Below are 20,404 nucleotides of genomic sequence, written 5' to 3' on the forward strand. Positions count from 1 at the left end.
AATAATTGAAGAATAGACAATGTCGAATTATAATGAAATAAGACTAATTATCGAATTTCTTCTTATTTTTCAAAAATAGAGTAATCGATACGCACTTAATAACGAACAAAAAACTATGGCAGACAAAACAATGAACGATCATTAAAGACACAATGAAAGGAGCTCTATATTATGCTTCCTTCCTATCTTACTGTGCCTAGCTACGGAGAATACGAGCTAATTATTCAAAAATCACGTTTCATAGCACATATTGCTCGAACAGAAACAGAAGAAGCTGCACAGGCTTTCATAGGAGAAATGAAGAAAAAACATAAAGACGCAACACATAATTGTTCTGCTTACTTAATTGGAGAGCATGATCAAATTCAAAAGGCAAATGATGACGGAGAACCAAGTGGAACAGCAGGGGTACCAATCCTTGAAGTGCTCAAGAAAAAAGGCCTAAAGGATACTACCGTTGTTGTAACAAGGTATTTTGGAGGTATTAAACTTGGTGCTGGAGGACTAATTCGCGCTTACGGAAAATCGACCTCTGAAGGATTAGCAAGCATCGGTATCATCGAAAGAAAGTTAAAGCAAATACTCAGCGTATCCATCGAGTATCCTTTACTTGGAAAAATGGAAAATGAATTGCGTTCCTCAAACTATCAAATCAAAGACATTCACTATTTAGAGAATGTCGAAATCGAAGTCTTTGTAGATTCCGATGACGTCGAGACCTATAAAGCTTGGATAACAGACTTAACGAATGGACAAGGTATTATTACAGAAAAAGAATCTCTGTATGCAGAGTCATTTATTTGAATTTTTTACTACAATTACAAAAATATACCTCTAATAGAAATAAAGAGTTAATTTACGAAATCGATATTTAACGGTAATATAAGTACTATGCTTTTTTACGTTATTTTTTTTTTACAAAGGAGAAACATATGGCAAAAAATACAAGAGAAACTTATATAAAAGAAACTAGGAATAAGAAACGAAAGAAGATAAAACTTTTTATTTTCGTTCCCTTGCTTGTCATTATTTTAGCAGGCATCGGTTATGGAGCAACCCTCTATTCAAAAGCAAAGTCAGTTGCAGATGATTCTTACGAGCCAATTGATCGTGATTCAAAAAGAGAAGCAAGAGTAGATCCAAATATTGATGATGTTTCTATTCTATTTATTGGAGTAGATGACAGTGAAAAAAGATCAAGTAAATCTGGAACAACTCGTTCTCGTTCCGATGCCTTAATGGTTGCTACTTTAAACGAGAAAGAAAAATCCGTTAAATTACTAAGCATTCCACGTGATTCTTATGTATATATTCCTGAACGCGGCTATAACGATAAAATTACCCATGCTCATTATTTTGGCGGTGTTACTTCTACTTTAGATACTGTAGAAAATTTACTTGAGATTCCGATTGATTATTATGTAAAAATGAATTTTGATGCCTTTATGGATGTGGTTGATGCTTTAGGTGGTATTGATGTCGATGTTCCGGTTACTTTTACAGAACAAAATTCGAAAGATAAAGCAGGTGCCATCCATCTTGAAGAAGGATATCAAGAATTGGACGGAGAAGAAGCACTTGCCCTTGCAAGAACAAGAAAAATTGATAACGACATTGAGCGTGGGAAAAGACAACAGTTAATCATGCAAGCAATCATGCAAAAAGCTATATCAGTTGAAGGAATTACAAAATATTCAAAAGTAATGGAAGCTGTAGGAAGCAATATGACAACCGATCTGTCATTCAGCGATATGCAATCCTTAATTGCCTATGCAACAGCAGACAATGGTTTACAAATTGAGACACTTACATTAGCTGGTTATGACGGCCGAGTTGATGGAAAATATATTTATCAATTAGATGAAACAGCCTTAGCTGAAACAAAATCCATTCTTCAGCAGCATTTAGGTGTAAGCAGCAATCTTTTTTCTGACTCTGACAGTTCAACTGAAACACCAACAGAAACAGATACAACAACAGATTCTTCCACTTTAAACTAATCATATATACCAGACATGCACCTTTTTCCATTCGTGCATGTCTTTTTTTTTTCAAAAATTTTTATTAGTTTCTTCTCTAATTGTTTCATTCTAGACAGACAAAAGTCTTTTCAAAATACCAGTATTAACCCCGAATTAATAGTATAAAAGTATGATAGAATCATACTAATAAAAGAATAATAGTCTTTCTATCCCCTTCCTATAAAAAATGTTCCAAATAATTACCTTTTAAATAGGACAATTAAATAAAGGAGAAACGAGAATGAAAAAAACACTATCATTTTTGTTGTCATTATTATTAGTTATTTCAATCCTACCAGTTTATGAACAGCGTGCATATGCAAGTGCCAGCGAACCACTAGTACATGTTATGCTAAAAAATTATCTAGGGAATAAAACGCAAATTTCTATCACACCATCTGGAACATATAAAACCGAAGATGGAAAAATCACCTTAAATAATACAACTACCTATACCCTTAAGTTAGAACAATCTAAACTTAAATTATATAAAGGAAGTACAACTATTTTGGAATCAGGTTCTTTTACTTTAACACCATCCAATCCTGATGATTATTTAATGATTAATGATAGAAAATACAAAGGATCCTTTGAATTTATTATAGAAACGATAAATGGTTCAAGCTATATCCGCCCGATAAATACGATTGGTATGGAAGAGTACCTTAAAGGGGTCGTACCTAGTGAAATGCCAGCATCTTGGAATATCGAAGCCTTAAAGGCACAAGCGATTGCTGCACGTACCTATTCATGGAATTATGGCGGTAAGACGATTACAGATACAATCAGCCATCAAGTTTATGGCGGACTAAGTGGTTCCCATCCTAACTCTGATAAGGCAGTCGAAACTACAACTGGACAAGTTCTAAAATATAACAATACATTAATCGACGCCGTTTACTCAGCAAGTAATGGAGGTTTAATGGAATCCGCTAAAAATGTGTGGGGCAATGACTTTGCCTATCTAAAAAATGCAACAGATTCCTATGATACAAGCTACACTTGGAGCTTCGATGTCCAAAAAACGCAAATAGATATGGAAGATAAAAATCTGGAAAATCCAGATACATGGTGGAACAATGTTTCGGAAAAGGATAGCGCCATTGTTACTAATCTAAAAACATGGTTAAAGGATAATGGATATAAAGACAAAGATATTAAAATTGTCTCTATCCCTGTTTTAGCTTTTAATAATCCTTCTACAACACAAAGAGTCAGCACGGGCTCAATCTCTATTCAGTTTTATGTGAAAGATAGCAAAGACACAAATGGCAAACTATTATTACAAGAAATAAACCAAACAAATGTTGCTGCATCAAAAGTTAGAGGCATGATTGGTCTGAATTATGTAAAAAGCTATCTTGTGACAAAAAGCGCTTCGAGTACTACTACACATAGTATTGCAGGAAGAGGCTATGGACATGGAGTTGGTCTAAGTCAATATGGGGCTAATAACCGTGCTAATGCAGGACAAAAGTACACAACCATTTTGGCGTTTTATTACCCTGGTACGCAACTAGTAACGGAATATAATGTAGCAATTACAGCTCCAGAAATAAAAGATACGAAAGCTTCTTTTGCGAATTCAAACAATGCGGTTAACTTGTCATTTACCCTTACAAAAGCAGCTAGTACTATCGTCAGAATAAAAGATAATACAGGTATAATCAAAACAACGCTTTTAAATAATGGATTGTTGAACGCTGGCAGCTACACTTACACTGCCAATGCATCAACTTGGGCTGACGGTAATTATATTGCTGAAATCATCGCAACAGACAGTAATAGCAATAAAGCAACAAGCACAGCAACTGTAAAAATTGCCAAACTAGATGCACCATCGATAAGTTCCATTAAAACAACTTTTGATACAAATACAAATACTGTTCAAGCATCCTTCTCTGTTAATCAACCGACAAAAGCGTCAGTGACAATTTCAGATAGTAAAAATAAAGTCGTGAAGACATTAGCAAGCAGCAAATCTTTATCTGCAGGCTCTTCCTCTTTTAATTGGGATGTAGGAAATGTTAACGACGGAACATATACGCTAAATATTAATGCTATTAATAGTATCGGCAAAGAAAAAACAGTTAAACATAGATTCACAATCAAAAAAGTATCTGCACCAACTATTAAAGATGTGAAAACTAGCTATGATGCTGCTGGCAACAAAATAAAAGCGAGCTTTCATGTCAATCAATCAGCAAAAACAACGGTAAAAATCATCGACAGCAAAAATAAAGTGGTGAAGACACTTGCTTCCAATCAATCTCTAAAGGCAGGAACTCATTCCTATACTTGGAGTGTAGGTAACTCAAGTGATGGAAGCTACACTATATCTGTCGAAAGTGTAAATACAAATAATTTAAAGAAAACAGTTAAACAAAAATTCACCTTAAAAAAAGTTTCCGCTCCAACCATTAAAGATGTGAAAACTAGCTATGATACCACTAGCAACAAAATAAAGGTGAGTTTTCATGTCAATCAATCAACAAAAGCTACTGTAAAGATAATGAACAGCAAAAATAAAGTCGTGAAAACACTTGCTTCCAACAAGTCAATAAAGGCAGGGACTCATTCCTACACTTGGAGTGTTGGAAAAACAAGCGATGGCAGCTATAAAGCATATGTTGAAACTGTAAATACGAGTAAATTAAAGAAAACATCTTCTAAAAATTTCCCTTTATATAAAGTGAAAGCAGGAACCGTAAAAGCAACAAAGCTTAATATTAGACAGAAGCCAACCACTTCATCAAAAATAGTCGGATCCGTTCCTAATAAGAAGAAAGTTAAGATTTATGCAAAAAGCGGTTCATGGTATAAAATCAAGTATGGGAAAGTAACAGGCTATGTCTCAGCAAAATATGTGAAGAATGTGAAATAAACTAAATACAGATGTATGAGGCTGGGCCAAAACTAAATAGCCAATCTGAAAAGACGAACAATTTCTAATTTAACTCTTAATTTAAAGGCTACTTTTTCATACTGATTATTTATATATAGTCAAGTGTAAAAACTAATTCGTTCCATTGCGCTACAGACACTCCATTCGCCGGGATGGCACTGAAAAAGTATATGTAATCAAATTTAAGTATGATTAAGTTCATTGAAAGAGACTAATAAGTTTGTTCGGAGAGACGACCGCTCGACTCCTATGGGCGCTGCGAGAAAGTCCAAGACCCTGAAGCGACTCGACGCTCGCACCATGGAAAGCGAAGTTCATTCAGGCTGCGGGCAATAACACCAACTTTACTGAAATAACCTTTTATAAAACTAATAAAAAACCCGAACAACTATACTCTCGTATGGTTGTTCGGGTTTTTCTATGGCTGGAATACTTATGTCCCACCCTCTTTTTAACGATTCTTTTTCTATAACACATACACCTTTCCAAAAAAAGGAATTGGGGTAAATTACAATAAATATATTTAAAATGAAGGATTTCTTAATAAATTTCATTTACTTTGACAATACTAAACATAAAAAAAGAAATACGATATAATGAGGTGTTATAAATGTTAAAAAAGATGCTAACATTCTTAAATGCTGCTATCGAAAAACCATTTTTTACTGATCATGAACCTAGCATTTGGAATGAATTTGAAGATGATTTTTATGAAGAAGAGTTAGATGAGAAGCATAGGCTTTTGTAATAGGATCTAATTTCATTTTAAAGTAGCTTTTTCCATCCTATTATTTCACATACTAAAAAGCCCTTCATAAAGAGGGCTTTTTTTTATCGATTTTTATCAGTCGAATATCTTATATCATTAATAAACTTTAATATCGGCTTATAATTTTTCCCAACCAATCCAATTTTTTCAACAATTAATTCTATGATGAACAAGACTGTTACGATAAGGAGAATGGCTCCCCATACTTTTGCCATGGAAAAAATCACAGCAACAAGTCCAAAAAATGAGGCCATTGCATAGATAATAATAACCGTTTGTCTGTGGGTAAAACCTATATTTAACAAACAATGGTGTAAGTGAGACTTATCTGGTGCCATTAATGGCTGTTTATTCACTAAGCGACGAATAATGGCAAAGAATGTATCAGAAATAGGAACTCCTAAAATAATAACTGGAATAACAAAAGAGATTAACGTTACATTTTTAAATCCTAATAATGACATAACTGCAATGATATAGCCGAGGAATAATGCTCCTGTATCCCCAAGGAAAATCTTTGCCGGATAAAAGTTAAACAATAAAAATCCAAGGGTACTTGCTAACACAATGGAAGAAATCGCAATTACATATCCATTCCCCATAATCATTGCCATACCAGTAATCGTAAATAAAGCAATACAGGAAACCCCTGAGGCAAGACCATCCAATCCATCAATTAAATTAATGGCATTCGTGATGCCCACAATCCAAAGAATTGTTATTGGTATATCCAAAAATCCAAACTCTAATTGTCCACCAAATGGCAAGTTGATAAATTCAACTTGTACGCCACCCCAAACCACTACAATGACCGCAGCAATTGTTTGAGCAACAAACTTAATCTTTGCATTGAGATTATAAATATCATCTAACATTCCCGTTGCAATTATAATAACACTACCAATCAGTATCGGATAATGATAGTCTTGACCTGGATTGATCGCTAATGCACCGATAACAAAACTGATATATATAGCTAAACCGCCCATACGCGGCATGATTTTATGATGTACTTTTCGTTTTTCTGGTTTATCCATTGCTCCAACTTTAAATGCAAGCTTCTTCACTAATGGAGTCAGTAAGATAGAAGCAATAAAACATACCACGAGCATTATATAAATCATGGAGATCCTCCCTAATGCCTTTAATAACGTACATTTTTAGGCATCTGTCTATTCTTGCATATAATCGAAATTTATTATAACACAATCACAACTGGCTTGGCTTAACAAATTACATCCTTATTTTACATTTGTATTACAAATTTTTAATCTTTTCTATAAATAACTTGATTATTATTATATATGACGTGTACTAATTTGGAAAGTTTCATCATAAAGCAAATAAAGTTTTTCTTACTTCCCTACTCCATTAGAAATAAAACCGCTCTAATTATAGAACGGTTCTTTCAAAGTAAAAAAATAGACATGTGCTTCTCGCGTTAGACCTTACCGACAAACGCAGGATCACTTCTTCTTTTTAACCCCGCCTCTTGAAATTCCTTTTTCTCTCTTGGAGTCATTTTTTTATATGCTGCTAAAAATTTCTCATATGCCGGCATTACTTCTTCAATACTTCCGGTCATCTTCACTTCTCCATGTTCTAGCCAGATGCCTTTTTCGCAAAATTGTTTCATCTGTCCAATCGAGTGGCTGACAAAGAACATCGTTTTTCCTCGTTTTTTAAATTCATTCATTTTTTCCAAGCATTTTTCAGCAAATGCTTTATCTCCTACTGACAATGCCTCATCAATAATCAATACATCGGGATCGGTATTAACAGAAATAGCAAAACCAAGACGAGACTTCATACCACTGGAATAAGATTTCACTGGTTGATCTATAAATTTCCCCAGCTCTGAAAACTCGATAATTTCCGGTTCTAGTTCTTTTATTTGTTGTTTAGTAAATCCGAGCATTAAACACTTTAGTTCAATATTCTCTCTCCCAGTTAATTCCCCATTTACCCCAGCAGATACTGCAATAAGCGATGCTTGTCCATCTATTTTCACTTCTCCAGACGTTTGTGGAACAATCCCCGCAATAATATTGGAAAGGGTTGATTTACCAGATCCATTCACACCAACAAATCCAATGACATCCCCTTTTTCCGCTTCAAAACTAACATTTTTCAGGGCGAAAAAAGGTTCTCCATAATTATTTGGCAGAAATATATCTTTTAGTTTCTCCGAATTATTTTTATATAATTTATATCTCTTCGTTAAATTTCTAACTATCACAGACTTTTCCATACGAAGCCTCCATTATAAAAAGTCAATAAAATGTCTTCTGAATTTCACATGCATATATGATCCTACACATAATAGGAGGAGGACCAATCCCCAAAAATAAATTGTGATGGTAGGATGGGCAGTTATAAACCAGCCCTCTCCTAACAGGGCATAACGATAGCCTTCAACTAAATAATAGAAAGGGTTTAATAGCATGACATAATCAAAAAACTTACCAAACGTACCAGAATCACTGAATCTTCCCGCAGGCCATAAGATTGGTGTTATATACAAAAGCACACGCATTAACGATTGCAATAACATCTGAAAATCTCGCACAATAGTAGAGATTGTTGTTGTAATTAGTGATAACGCAAATAAAAATATAATAGCCGCAAATAAAAAATAAGGTATTTGCAAGTAATAGATCGAAATAGGATATCCAATAAATTGAAATATAATCATTATAATTCCCATTAATAATAATTGGGGATATAATAAGGATAATATTACATAAGATGGGATTGCGCTCAAAGGAAAGTTCATTCTTGAGACCATTCGGAGTCTAGAATATATGGATTTAGATCCTTGCGTAATGGCTGGATAAACAAAAAACCAAATTAATATTCCAGAAAGCATCCAAACAAAAAATGGAATATCTCCATGTTGTCCTGGAACTGTATCCCTATCCTGTACAAAGCCAAAAACAAACCAATAGATTGCAATTTGAATAGCTGGGTTGATAAACTCCCAAAGAATCCCTAAATAATTATTTCTATTCGAACTTTTCAACTCATACATGGACAGCCTTTTTATTAAATGAAAGTTATCTATTTGTTCTTTTATTACTTTAAGCATTGAATTCATCATATTGTTTGCCCTTCTATAATTTATCTGTCTCAAATAAGACAAGACAGAATCTCTAATTATTCATTATTTCTTCTATAATTTACTTTAAAAATACTTCATTTACAACTCTGCTTGATGCATGGCCGTCCTCTAAATAACAAAACTTATTATAAAAATCATTAAATTTTTGACTAGACACGCTATCCTTTAATTCATGTACAGATGCGATTACCTCTTCTGTTGTTTTGACTAAAGGCCCAGGTGCTGTTTTCTCAAAATCAAAGTAAAAGCCGCGCAATTTATCACGATAAGATTCAATATCATAAACGAAAAAAATCATCGGACGTTTTAAATTTCCATAATCAAAGAAAACGGAAGAATAATCCGTAATAAGTATTTCAGAGATTAAATACAACTCCCTAATATCTTCATAATTAGAAAAATCATATGCAAACCCTTTATATGGGGAAAGATCAAAGTTTTCTGCCACTAAATAATGCATTCTTAAAATGACAACAAACTCATCTTCCAATTCTTTTCTTAATTTATGTAAATCTAATTCCAAATCAAATTTGTATTTTCCTTTTTTATAAAATTGATCATCTCTCCATGTCGGTGCATATAGTAACACTTTTTTATCCAAAGGAATGGAAAACTTCTCCTTCATCTTATCTATTTCTTCCTTCGAGTGATTTTTATGCAAAATATCATTTCTTGGATATCCCGATTCAATCATTTTTTTATTAAATTGAAATGCACTTTTAAAAATCTCCGAGGAATACGCATTAGGAGAAATTAAATAATCCCAATTTTTCGCTTCATATAAAAAGTTATTTTTATACATTTTAGTATTTGTCTCAGGCATATGCACTTCATCCATATCTGCTGCTAATTTCTTAAGTGGTGTCCCATGCCATGTTTGCAAATACGTTGTATGCTTTGGTTTAGGAATCCAAAGTGGCAATCTGCTATTGCTCACCCAAAAATCTGCCCTTGCCATGATAAACAGCCATTTTATTGAAAATCTAGGTACAACATTTAGATGTTTCCCCTCGAAATTTTTTAAGTATCTAGGATTTACACTCCAATATGTTTTAAACTCTGAATGGTTATTTTGAATGTACTCATAGATTGCTCTCGGATTACAGCTATATTGCTTTCCTAAGTAACTTTCAAAAACAATCGTGTACTTCTTAGCAGGAAAATATCCTACTACCTTAAATAATACTTTATATAGGAATAAAAGCTTGTTCGCATTTTTCCACTTTTTCAATAGCTTGCTAGTACTCTCGTACAATTGTTGTTTATAATAATAAGGCGAAACAGAAATGGATAAATATTTGTTTACTGATTTTGGTCTTACTTTGACTCTTTTTTTTGATTGTGAGATTGTGCATATTTTTTTCTGCTTATATTTTTCCCCATTTGGTGGTAAATAAGCTAATTTATTACTTTTTAAATCTATACGTTTCTCTTCTTCATCACGATAACTAATTTCAATATGAAATGAATAATGAATATTTTTTATACTAGAAATTTCCTTTGTTAAATCAATATTTGTTTCAAACCTTCTATACGAAGAAAAACGATTTTTAGAATTATCCATTGCCTTTTCTTCTAATGAAAAAGGAGTAAGCTGATTATCTATATCGTTTTCCATTATGAGTGCTCCATTTATTTCGGAAGGCTCATTTTTATGCCATTCAGGATAGTCATAATAACCAGTAAAAAAAACAGATCCATCTTTTCTTATGATAGCCTTATCAATCGCTGCAAATAAAAAAGGTTCAGATGCTTTAAACGCAAGCTCTCCCCTTTTTGTTGTATACGGGAAGAATACAAGGTTGTCTTTTCCATAATAGTAGTATAGTAATCCTGTTACCCTTTCACTACTAAGCAACCTTTTTTTGGGATTATCAGCTGACTGAACGTATATTTCCCATTTCACCTTTTGAGAGAACTCCCAGCTGTATGCCTCTATATCAACCACTGTTTCAAACAAGCCAAGTCCATCTAAAGAGGAGATTTGTGCAAGCGAAAAGTGAATACACTGATCTGTATCCTTTGAATAGAAAAGAAGTGACCACTGCTCAACTGAAAGCAAAGTCTCATCGAAATAAAACTGGATATATAACTTATTCTCCTTTATCTCTATCTCCTTTACTTTATGATTACTAACTTCCAATTCACTCATTATGTTTTCTCCCCTTATATTCTATGAAAAGTGATTAACGAATTATTATTTCAATAAAATGGACTTTTTTAATCTAACAAACATTATATCGGTTAGAGGGTGGGATTTCAAACCAAAAAAAAGGAATATAAATAGGATAAAACAGGGTTACCAATTATTTTGGCAACCCTTTACTTGTACTACTCTACTATTATAATCTTTCAACTAATTCTTTTAAGTATACTTTTAAATCATCTTTAATATCTTTTCTTTTTAAAGCCAATTCAATAGTGGTCTGTATAAAACCAAGTTGCTCTCCGACATCATACCGAGTTCCTTCAAACTCATATGCAAAAACTCTCTGAATTTGATTTAATTTTTCGATTGCATCTGTCAGCTGTATTTCTCCACCAGCACCAATCCGTTGTTCTTCCAGAAATCGAAAAATTTCTGGTGTGAAAATGTATCGACCAATAATCGCTAACTTAGACGGTGCCGTTCCTTGTTTTGGTTTCTCAACAAATCTTTTTACTTGATGTCTCCTTCCGTCTCCTTTTATTGGATCAATGATTCCATATCGGTGTGTTTCCGAATCAAGTACGGTTTGAACTCCAATAACAGACGAAAGGATTTTATTGTATTCCTTTATTAATTGACCAAGGCATGGTTCTTCACTGTCTACAATATCATCTCCTAGTAAGACAGCAAATGGCTCATTTCCGATAAAATTCCGAGCACACCAGACAGCATGTCCTAATCCTTTCGGTTCCTTTTGCCTAATATAATGGATTTCTACATTTGAAGATTCTTTCACTTTTTCTAACAAATCAAATTTTTCTTTTGAAATCAAATTTTCCTCTAATTCCAAAGCGTTATCAAAATGATCTTCAATAGCTCTCTTTCCTTTTCCAGTAACAATAATTATATCTTCAATTCCAGATGCAATAGCTTCTTCGACTATATATTGAATTGTTGGTTTATCCACTATAGGAAGCATTTCTTTCGGCATTGCTTTAGTAGCTGGAAGAAATCTTGTTCCAAGACCAGCAGCTGGTATTATCGCCTTTTTTACTTTAACCATATGAATCCTCCCAATAGTTCTCTCTAATAATTTTATTTCATTTTTTATTATTAACTCAACTTTCGCAGACCAAATTAGGCAGGTAAGCGCTGATGTAGCTCGGTAAACCTGCAATCCAATGTGATAGTTGATTTTTGAGTAATTGTTGTGTTTGTTTGTTCGTCTTCTTCAAGACATCTTGAAGAAGCTCGATTAATTGCTGTAATGCGACAGCCCAATCAAGTTCATTCACTTCGTCACACAGGTCGTAAAATAAACCACCTAATGTACGTTCATCTGTGTGGCAACGATTTTGCCACGAGAGAACAATGTATCTAGTAAAGACGATCGTTGTATGGCTGATGAGTAAGTCATACGAGCGTCCTTGAAACTCTTTTTGTAAACGAAGAAGTGACTTCGTCGTTTTAAAAAACACTTCAATATCCCAACGTATGCCGTAAATACGGACAATTTCTTGTTCAGATAGTGTGCAATCGGTGCTTAAAATGGCAAGCCACTCACTCTTCTTATTACGGTTTTGAACGAACACGACTTTAACGGGTACGCCATTTGCCATCGTCGTCGTGATTGAACGAAGTAGCCCTTTCTTTCCTTGAAGTGGCGTCGCAGATCGATAGAGTTGTTTTAAGGAAAGCATTTGTCCATTCACGTTGTAGCGTTGCTTGGCGTTCTTCACCATCCCAATCACATCAAGCCCTTGTTCAACGATAGCTTTAATAAGAGGTTGTTGAGTGAACCATGTGTCCATTAATACGTAAGACGCTTCAATTCCCTTGGATAACGCTCGTTCAATCATCGCCGGAATTTGGTCAGGTGCAGACTGTAACGCTTCTGTACGGCGTTTATAACCAGAACATCGCTTATCAACTTCTTCATTGATTCCGTTAATGGAAGATGTTTTTGAGCTTAGTAAAGAGAAGTCAATTGGCATGAAAGTATGCCCGTCTGACCAGCCTAATGTAAGCATTCGAAATCCTTTATAAAATCGCATTTTCAAAGAAGCATGATCAAAACAACGGGCAAGTAATTCAACATTTTTACTGCGATTACGATCAAACGTAGAGTCGTCAATAATGAGCACTTTTGGACGGTCCTTTGATGTAAGTACACTGACTTTTTGAATGGTAGCCGCACTAAAGTGTAAAAGAAATTTCCTCCAAGCAAACTTGGAGTGATTTAAAAATCGATAGACGGTATCTTTGCCTGGAAAACAATCATTCTTTTTGGATGTGACAAGGGCAAACCATTTTTTTTGATGGAAAATCAGACAAAAAACAAGCTGAAACAAATAGGCACATGAAAACCCAAAGCTTTTTCGAATACCTGCGCGACGCAGGTGTTTTGACACTTGCAATTCAGAGAATACAGCAGAAAGTTCATTTGGTAGTTGCTCACTCAAGTGTTTTTCCTTTATCATGGAGAAGGCACCTCTTCTTTGTGGTAATGGTTTCTAGTCAATTCCACTATACCAAAGAAGCAGGTGCTTTTTCTGTTTAAAAGCACTCGTCAAGTAACATAATTAATAGTTCTTAAAGCTTTGATAGACTTACTCAAATGTCAATTTTCAAGGTGCGAAAGTTGAGTTATTAATAATTAACACAAAACTACATAATTAACTTATAGTAACTATTATACCCAATCAACTTGTTATTTAGAAATAAAAGCCTTAAAATAACAGTATTGTATTGAAATATGTTTCCATGTATTTCATTTCATTTAATTCAGACAATAATATTAAGACAATAGTATTGCTAGCTATATGAAATATAATTTTTATTATTATACATGATATCCTTTTAGGAGGAAAAAAATGAAGAAAGTAATCACATATGGTACCTTTGATTTACTTCATTGGGGCCATGTCAATTTATTAAAGCGTGCTAAAGAATTGGGAGATCATTTAACCGTAGCCATTTCAACAGATGAATTTAATAAACAAAAAAACAAAGAAGCTTATCACAGTTTTGAAAATAGAAAAGCCATTTTAGAATCAATACGCTATGTAGATAAAGTCATTCCAGAAAACAGTTGGGAACAAAAGGTACAGGATGTAATTGACCATGAAATCGATATTTTTGTTATGGGAGACGATTGGAGAGGTCAGTTTGATTTTTTATATGAGTACTGCCAGGTTATATATCTTCCTAGGACAGTCGGAATATCAACGACAAAGATTAAAAAGGACCTATTTAGAGTTAATAATGGTTAGAGAATTTGCTATTAACTTATATCTAGCGTTTTTCTCCTTTTTCTTTAATATTTTTAAATTTTTTCCTGTACAAAAAAAAATTATTTTTTGCATCTCTTTTGTAGAAAATGCAGAGTTTATTTATAGAGAGTTAATGAAAAAAAAACCACATGCACATGTCATATTAGTTAACGATAACAATGCTTGTTTTTCTTATTTTAGTAAGAATAGCAAAAATGGTACAATCCTGTTATTAAAACCCAAGAAATTATTTTCATTCCTTATGTCCATTTATCATCTTGCAACTTCTAAAGTTATTATAATGGATAATTACTTTGGCTTTCTCTCTGCAATTACATTCAGAAAAGAAGTGAAAAAAGTTCAGATATGGCATGCTGCAGGAGCAATAAAAAAATTCGGCTTAAAGGACCCATCTATAAAGCATCGAAGCAATAGAGCAAATCAACGTTTTCAGCTTGTTTACAACCAATTTGACAATATTATAGTAGGTTCAAAAAAAATGGAGTACGTCTTTATGAAGGCATTTGGGGTTACAGCTTCCCAATTTATTTATTCTGGAATCCCAAGAACCGATATTTTTTTCGATGAAGAAAAGAAATGCAAAATTATCAAAAATTTTTCTATAACTTATCCTTCAATTAAAGAGAAAAAAATTATCTTATATGCTCCTACTTTTCGAGATGACCAACTCGATAATTATCAGTTACCTATCGATATTCCTCTAATGAAAGAGAAACTAGGTAAAGATTACTTATTGATTTTAAAATTACATCCAGCGATTAGAAACAACATAGATATAGAAACACATAAAGATTTTGTATTAAACTTATCAAACTATCAAAAAGTTAATGATCTACTATTTATTACAGATTATTTAATCACTGACTACTCTTCTATTCCATTTGAATTCTCTTTTCTACAGAAACCTATGATATTTTTCCCTTATGATTTGGAAGAATACACTAAAAAACGAGGCATGTGGGAACCGTATGAAAGTATGGTACCTGGACCAGTTGTGTTTTCAACAGAAGAGATAGTGAATACTATAATAAGTAACACGTTTAAAGAAAATGAAATCCAAGCATTTCATCAAGATTGGAACACATTTTCTGTCGGTAAATCTAGTTCCAATCTAGCAGATCTTATGATCGAATGGATTGATAAAAAATAGGGTATAGGCATAAAAAGACAGTACCAGAATATTAAACAATAGGTACTGTCTTTTTATGTTTACTTTTTAATTTGTTCCATTTTTAATACTTGTTGAGTGATGCTATTATATAAATCATTATAATACTCTCTTGTCATATGATATGGCGCATTACCAAACATATGTTCAGGATCCCCAAAGTACATTTTTTTAGACATCTCTATAACAGTTATATCAGAGTAGTTTCCTTCTATATGTTTGTAAATACTTAGATATTCCTTGTTATTTTCTAGTACCTCTCTTTGTGTTTCCTCGTCGTAACTAAGTGGATATTTTTCAGGACCAATATATCCATAGGCTTCTACAAACCCGTTAATCAAAATTTTTGTATTAGGAAGTTCCTCCTTAAGAATATGATAGAATTTGTCAAATGATTTATAAAAAAATTCATAGAACCTATTATTTTTATGGACATTATACGTTTTACCGTATTTTTTCTCTTTGAAAAATCTGGTATGTCTAAATCCATTGGGATTATTAGTCAAATAATAATTTTCTGAGCTGTTAAGTTTAACATACCCATATCTAATATCTGCAAAAAAATCGATAATAATAAAATCCGGCTCTGACTCTAGTAATTCCTTAAAATGCTTCTTCTTTATATCTCTTTTTAAAGTGTTCAATCTATGTTTAGAAAGTTCTTTTGATAACTCCATGTCTTCGTCTGTTAATTTTACTTTTTTTGAAACTAGACTTGGTATAGAAGTTTGCCAAACTGTTGAAACAACTTCGTATAAATCCTTATAATCAGGAATAATATTACTATTAAATACATCCCTACTTACACAACTCCCAATAACCGCAATTTTATATGGCATATTTATTCTCCCTAACAGGTATTTTCTATTACTTCATTAAAAAATCAACTAATTTCGAATGATATCTGAATAACCTGTAATATCTTTATTGGTTACAGGTTATTCCATTTTATTATAGCCTGATATGCACGAATTCTTAAATCACACTTTCAAAATTCGAGTTAATTCAAGAGTCTTCTGCGTACGTAATTTTTTAGTTTCATTGCTAATTTATTTATTCTTGAATATTTATTACCTTTACTCCAAAAGTAAGACACCATTTTATTTTTTCGTATTTTTTCATATCTTAATTTCTTCCTTTTACTTTCACCTTCAAATAATACCTTACTACTAACTATTTCATTATAAACTCGTTCACTATTGTGATTATCAATATACTTGAAGTATCTTTCTCTTTGAGACGCGTAAATATCTTTTTCCTTAAAGTTCTGCTGCACATAATCAGTAATTGTATTTATTAAATCATCAGAATTAAATACTCGATCTCCAAATAAACCTTCATTCATATCTATATAACTTCCTGTTAATCGCTCATATTCATCTAGATCAAACTGGAAGAAAATAACTGGTTTTTTCAAATAATACACTTCCCAAGCAACACTAGAATAATCAGTAATTAATAATGATGTTCTCATCAATAATTCGTTAACTTTTTCTTCTCCAAATGAAATAATACGAATATATGGACTTTCAGATGAAAATTTACTGATATATTGTTTGAATTTTGGATGAATAAAAAAATTCAACTTTAAGTTTTTTCTTTCTAGTAAAGAATGTAGCTTATCTGAATTTAAAAAGGCCATATAATTTTCAAAATATGGTGTATTGACAAAGTCATCCTCTGGAACCTCATCTAACCAACCTCGCCAAGTTGGCATTAAAAATATTTCTTTCGGCGTCGTTTGATGGGATTTATCAACCAAATAATCCCATCTAGTAAAGCCTGTAACAATAATTTCTTTAGGATCATACCCTAAACCATTACTAATAATATCTCTCTCATAATCAGATGTAACTACATATAAATTTACTGCACTATCAGAGTCTCTCCTTAAAACATTATCATTCAATTTAAATGCTGTAACTCCGTGTTGAAGAAAAACGAATTTCTTCTTATTTAGGATATCTTTGATTTTACCTTTTTGATGTCTCCATAAATATAAGTGCCCTCTTGTTTCCGAAGCAACAAGTAATTTAGCAGCGCACATATATATCAAATGCTTAATACTCATAAAGTAAATTACTCTATCTTCCATCCCCTTCAAATTAACCCTATCAGCTGCATTCCTTTTAATAACGTAATATATATTCTTATCGTGATGATTTTCGTAACAATATTTAAAGAAATAATAAGAGTTATCCTGTGCAGTTTCTGAATTTTTTTCATATACTAACCAGATATTTTTTTTGTGTAAGAAAGGCTTAGCCAGCTTATATAGCGGATAAGCAATTAACTCATTTATTACATCATTGCTCGATTCGTTACTATCCATTTGTCTATAAGCTAGATAAAAAACATTTTTGGGAGTAATGTATGGATACACGATACTATGATTATCTGTCAAATATCTGTTAGAAAGAATAGAATGATTTACTTTCCTTTGTAATTTCTTTGATGCATTTTCTAATCGTTTAAATACCTTTTCCCCATTTATAGAAAGCGTTAAGAATATCTCATAGTAGAATTGCTTAAGTTCTGTCTTTTCTATATTTAACCAGAAATCTACTTGTATTGTGGAGGCTCCTATTTTTTTCGAAGAAAATTCTATTAAATGTTCTTCAACTTCAATTTTGGACCTTAATTTTAGGACTAATTCGTTCACTTCCATATTCAATTTAAAAGGAACAGAAACAGTAAATCTACCAGTTAAATATTTCCCCTTCAATTTTATTTTTTGTATAAAGGTTTCAATATTATATTTTTCAGGGTAAAAGAATTTTATATCTTTAACTACTATAGATACTTCATCCTTAATGGTTAAATACGAGGCAACAACGAAATTGTCAATCACAGACAAATTTTCAAAATACTTTTGGTATTTGCCTTTCAATTGAGTATCATAATCACCCACTCGACACTCCTCAATACAGTCATCAAAAATTACTTCCGCAAACATATTCCATCTTGAATATTTCTCCGCAAATTCATTTGCAAAAGTGCTAAAGTCTAATTCAACATATTTATCATCTTGAATTTTCTGATTCTCAAAATAATACTTTTGTTTGTCTTTTCTATTTACAAGATAAAATGTTATTTTACCTGGCACCCTATCTGAAAGAAATCCATCACTAATAGTGAAGTTAAATTTATTTTCTTGAATCGATATATTTTTTATATTTAATTTACCTTTAGTTATTTTATTAGGTATTCTTTTTTGATTAATTGCTTCTTCCTTGTCAATAGATAATCCTAGTTTGTTCTCATCATTTAGAAACGGTATAATATCATAGTCTATTCTGTATGATAAACGCTCAAAATATTTTTTATACTTTGGAATAATGGTACCGTTATTTAAAATCAAGTTATTTAATTCTATATATGAATTTCTATGGACTACTGAGTAAATTTCCCATTCACTATTTTTTTTAGAAAAATACTCTAAATCATTTCTAAAGTCGATCTCTATTTGGGAATCATTTATAACTACATCATTTATTTTGTATCTCTCATTTGTAGTTAAGTTTATTGCAAGAAACTCGAGATTATTTTTATTCTCTTCTTCTCCTTTTAATATAGAAAATATTAATTTATTCTCTTTAACCTTTAGATTTTTTATTTCTATTGTATTTTTTATTATAGGCTGTGTTAAAGTATTATAAATATCGCTATTATTCATAGTAATAATCTGTAAATATCCCTCTGGATTAATATATTTAACAGCATACCAATTACTAACTATCTGCTTTAAATTAGAATAATCATTTTTATTCAGTGCCTCTTGTTGTAGAAAATATTCCACTTTAAAATCAGATAACGAAACTTGTAAAGAGATATTCCACTTTATAGATTCTATATTATTACTAATTTCATCTATATTAGATAGCGATACGACAAGTTCACTTTTTTCGTTAAGATTAAAGTCACTTCTTATTTCGTATTCTTTGCAATGAAGTGATATATATATATCCTTAATAGCACCTTCTTTTTGCAGTTTTTCCACTTCAATGAGAATTTTATCGTTTAATTTAATATGTACATTCTCATCTATAATTCTCACATCATTAACCTCAAGCTTGCTGTCCAGTAAGATTATATGCTCATTTCTATCGAATGCGATAAAATTCAATTCATTGTTATCTTTGTTTAAAATTATTTTTCTATTTTCTTCACTATAAACTACCTTAGAGTATAGTATTGTCTCCTTATGCGGTTGTCTAACTCTTAAGCGAACAATATTTTTGTCAAGCTTCCCCTCGAAAACTAATTGATAACTAATATTCTGTTCTAATTGAATACCTAATAAATTCAAATCTACAGATTGAGTATCTGAATGAAAATATTCTACTAAAACTTTATCTTTTCCATCTTTGGTTTCTAGATAAAAGTCATATTCATCATAGTCATCTAAATTTAAATCTTGGAAATAAACAGCTACACACTCTTCTTTAATATCTAATTTTTCATATTTCACAAACCCATCATATATATCGCAATAAGAAAGCCATAGTTTTTTTCTATGCCCAACCAAAATCGAAAGTTCACTTTTAAGTGTAAGATAAGGAATACCAGCCAACTCATCCACAACATTAAATATTGGCTCAAAATATCTTGTTTGTTTATTATTAACTATATAATTATTGGCTGTAAGTTTAAGCTTCTTATCACCGAAAGATAGGTATAAATCCAATATATTATTATTTAATCCATCCATTAAGTAATCGATGTTTATTAATTTAAAAATTGATTTCACGTTAACAATTATTATCTTTTCTTCTATCAATTTATTTCGATTAAATTCAATATCATATATATCTGCTTTTCCCCTTAAAACCACTTTTAGCCCCATGTTATTTTCATAGAGATAATTTGCTATCTCTCTTTCGAACAAAATAGCAATATTATCCCCGTTCCAATTAATATCTTTAAAATATACCTTATTCATATTTTTAATTTTTTCTGATATAATCTCTGTCATTGA

At 32.0% G+C, this 20,404-nt stretch carries 14 protein-coding genes; 6 read left to right on the forward strand and 8 right to left on the reverse strand.

The window, feature by feature from the left end:
* Positions 1–171: 171 nt before the first annotated feature.
* The 4 genes from AB3U99_RS19855 (at position 172) to AB3U99_RS19870 (ending at position 5,674) form a co-directional block, all read left to right on the forward strand.
* The gene (locus tag AB3U99_RS19855; RefSeq protein WP_400243434.1) at positions 172–804 is read left to right on the forward strand and encodes a YigZ family protein; all 633 of its coding nucleotides are present in this window, start codon (positions 172–174) and stop codon (positions 802–804) included.
* A 128-nt stretch (positions 805–932) separates the two neighbouring features.
* The gene (locus tag AB3U99_RS19860) at positions 933–2,000 is read left to right on the forward strand and encodes an LCP family protein (protein WP_400243435.1); all 1,068 of its coding nucleotides are present in this window, start codon (positions 933–935) and stop codon (positions 1,998–2,000) included.
* A gap of 262 nt (positions 2,001–2,262) precedes the next feature.
* On the forward strand, positions 2,263–4,905 hold the full coding sequence (locus AB3U99_RS19865) for a SpoIID/LytB domain-containing protein (RefSeq protein ID WP_400243436.1): 2,643 nt from the start codon (positions 2,263–2,265) through the stop codon (positions 4,903–4,905).
* Between the two features lie 631 nt (positions 4,906–5,536).
* The gene (locus tag AB3U99_RS19870; RefSeq protein ID WP_400243437.1) at positions 5,537–5,674 is read left to right on the forward strand and encodes a hypothetical protein; all 138 of its coding nucleotides are present in this window, start codon (positions 5,537–5,539) and stop codon (positions 5,672–5,674) included.
* 83 nt (positions 5,675–5,757) lie between these two features.
* Here AB3U99_RS19870 and AB3U99_RS19875 read toward each other — a convergent pair whose 3' ends face one another.
* The 6 genes from AB3U99_RS19875 to AB3U99_RS19900 form a co-directional block, all read right to left on the reverse strand.
* Positions 5,758–6,819, reverse strand: a complete 1,062-nt coding sequence (locus AB3U99_RS19875) for a glycosyltransferase family 4 protein (protein ID WP_400243439.1) — start codon at positions 6,817–6,819, stop codon at positions 5,758–5,760.
* Positions 6,820–7,136: 317 nt separating this feature from the next.
* Entirely contained in the window at positions 7,137–7,946 is an 810-nt protein-coding gene (gene tagH / locus AB3U99_RS19880) for a teichoic acids export ABC transporter ATP-binding subunit TagH (protein ID WP_400243440.1), read from the reverse strand.
* Positions 7,947–7,958: 12 nt separating this feature from the next.
* Complete coding sequence (locus AB3U99_RS19885; protein WP_400248129.1) at positions 7,959–8,792, reverse strand: ABC transporter permease; 834 nt, start codon at positions 8,790–8,792, stop codon at positions 7,959–7,961.
* Positions 8,793–8,874: 82 nt separating this feature from the next.
* Positions 8,875–10,968: a CDP-glycerol glycerophosphotransferase family protein gene (locus tag AB3U99_RS19890; protein ID WP_400243442.1), complete on the reverse strand. Its 2,094-nt coding sequence runs from the start codon at positions 10,966–10,968 to the stop codon at positions 8,875–8,877.
* Positions 10,969–11,158: 190 nt separating this feature from the next.
* A complete protein-coding gene (gene galU, locus AB3U99_RS19895) occupies positions 11,159–12,028 on the reverse strand; it encodes a UTP--glucose-1-phosphate uridylyltransferase GalU (RefSeq protein WP_400243444.1) in 870 nt (289 codons plus the stop codon).
* Between the two features lie 55 nt (positions 12,029–12,083).
* The gene (locus AB3U99_RS19900; protein WP_400243446.1) at positions 12,084–13,445 is read right to left on the reverse strand and encodes a transposase; all 1,362 of its coding nucleotides are present in this window, start codon (positions 13,443–13,445) and stop codon (positions 12,084–12,086) included.
* 393 nt (positions 13,446–13,838) lie between these two features.
* Between AB3U99_RS19900 and tagD the strand changes: the two genes are divergently transcribed.
* Both tagD and AB3U99_RS19910 read left to right on the forward strand, forming a co-directional pair.
* Entirely contained in the window at positions 13,839–14,237 is a 399-nt protein-coding gene (gene tagD, locus AB3U99_RS19905) for a glycerol-3-phosphate cytidylyltransferase (RefSeq protein ID WP_400243447.1), read from the forward strand.
* Positions 14,230–15,408 carry a CDP-glycerol glycerophosphotransferase family protein gene (locus AB3U99_RS19910; protein ID WP_400243449.1) on the forward strand — a complete coding sequence of 393 codons (1,179 nt, stop codon included), beginning with the start codon at positions 14,230–14,232 and terminating at the stop codon, positions 15,406–15,408. Before tagD ends, AB3U99_RS19910 begins: the two co-directional genes overlap by 8 nt.
* A gap of 59 nt (positions 15,409–15,467) precedes the next feature.
* Here the strand turns inward: AB3U99_RS19910 and AB3U99_RS19915 are convergent, their stop codons facing one another.
* Together AB3U99_RS19915 and AB3U99_RS19920 are read right to left on the reverse strand one after the other, a co-directional pair.
* Entirely contained in the window at positions 15,468–16,265 is a 798-nt protein-coding gene (locus AB3U99_RS19915) for a DUF6270 domain-containing protein (RefSeq protein ID WP_400243450.1), read from the reverse strand.
* 161 nt (positions 16,266–16,426) lie between these two features.
* Positions 16,427–20,401: a CDP-glycerol glycerophosphotransferase family protein gene (locus tag AB3U99_RS19920; protein ID WP_400243451.1), complete on the reverse strand. Its 3,975-nt coding sequence runs from the start codon at positions 20,399–20,401 to the stop codon at positions 16,427–16,429.
* Positions 20,402–20,404: the final 3 nt, after the last annotated feature.

It is taken from the genome of Niallia tiangongensis (genome assembly GCF_044704065.1).
Lineage (GTDB): Bacteria > Bacillota > Bacilli > Bacillales > Cytobacillaceae > Niallia > Niallia tiangongensis.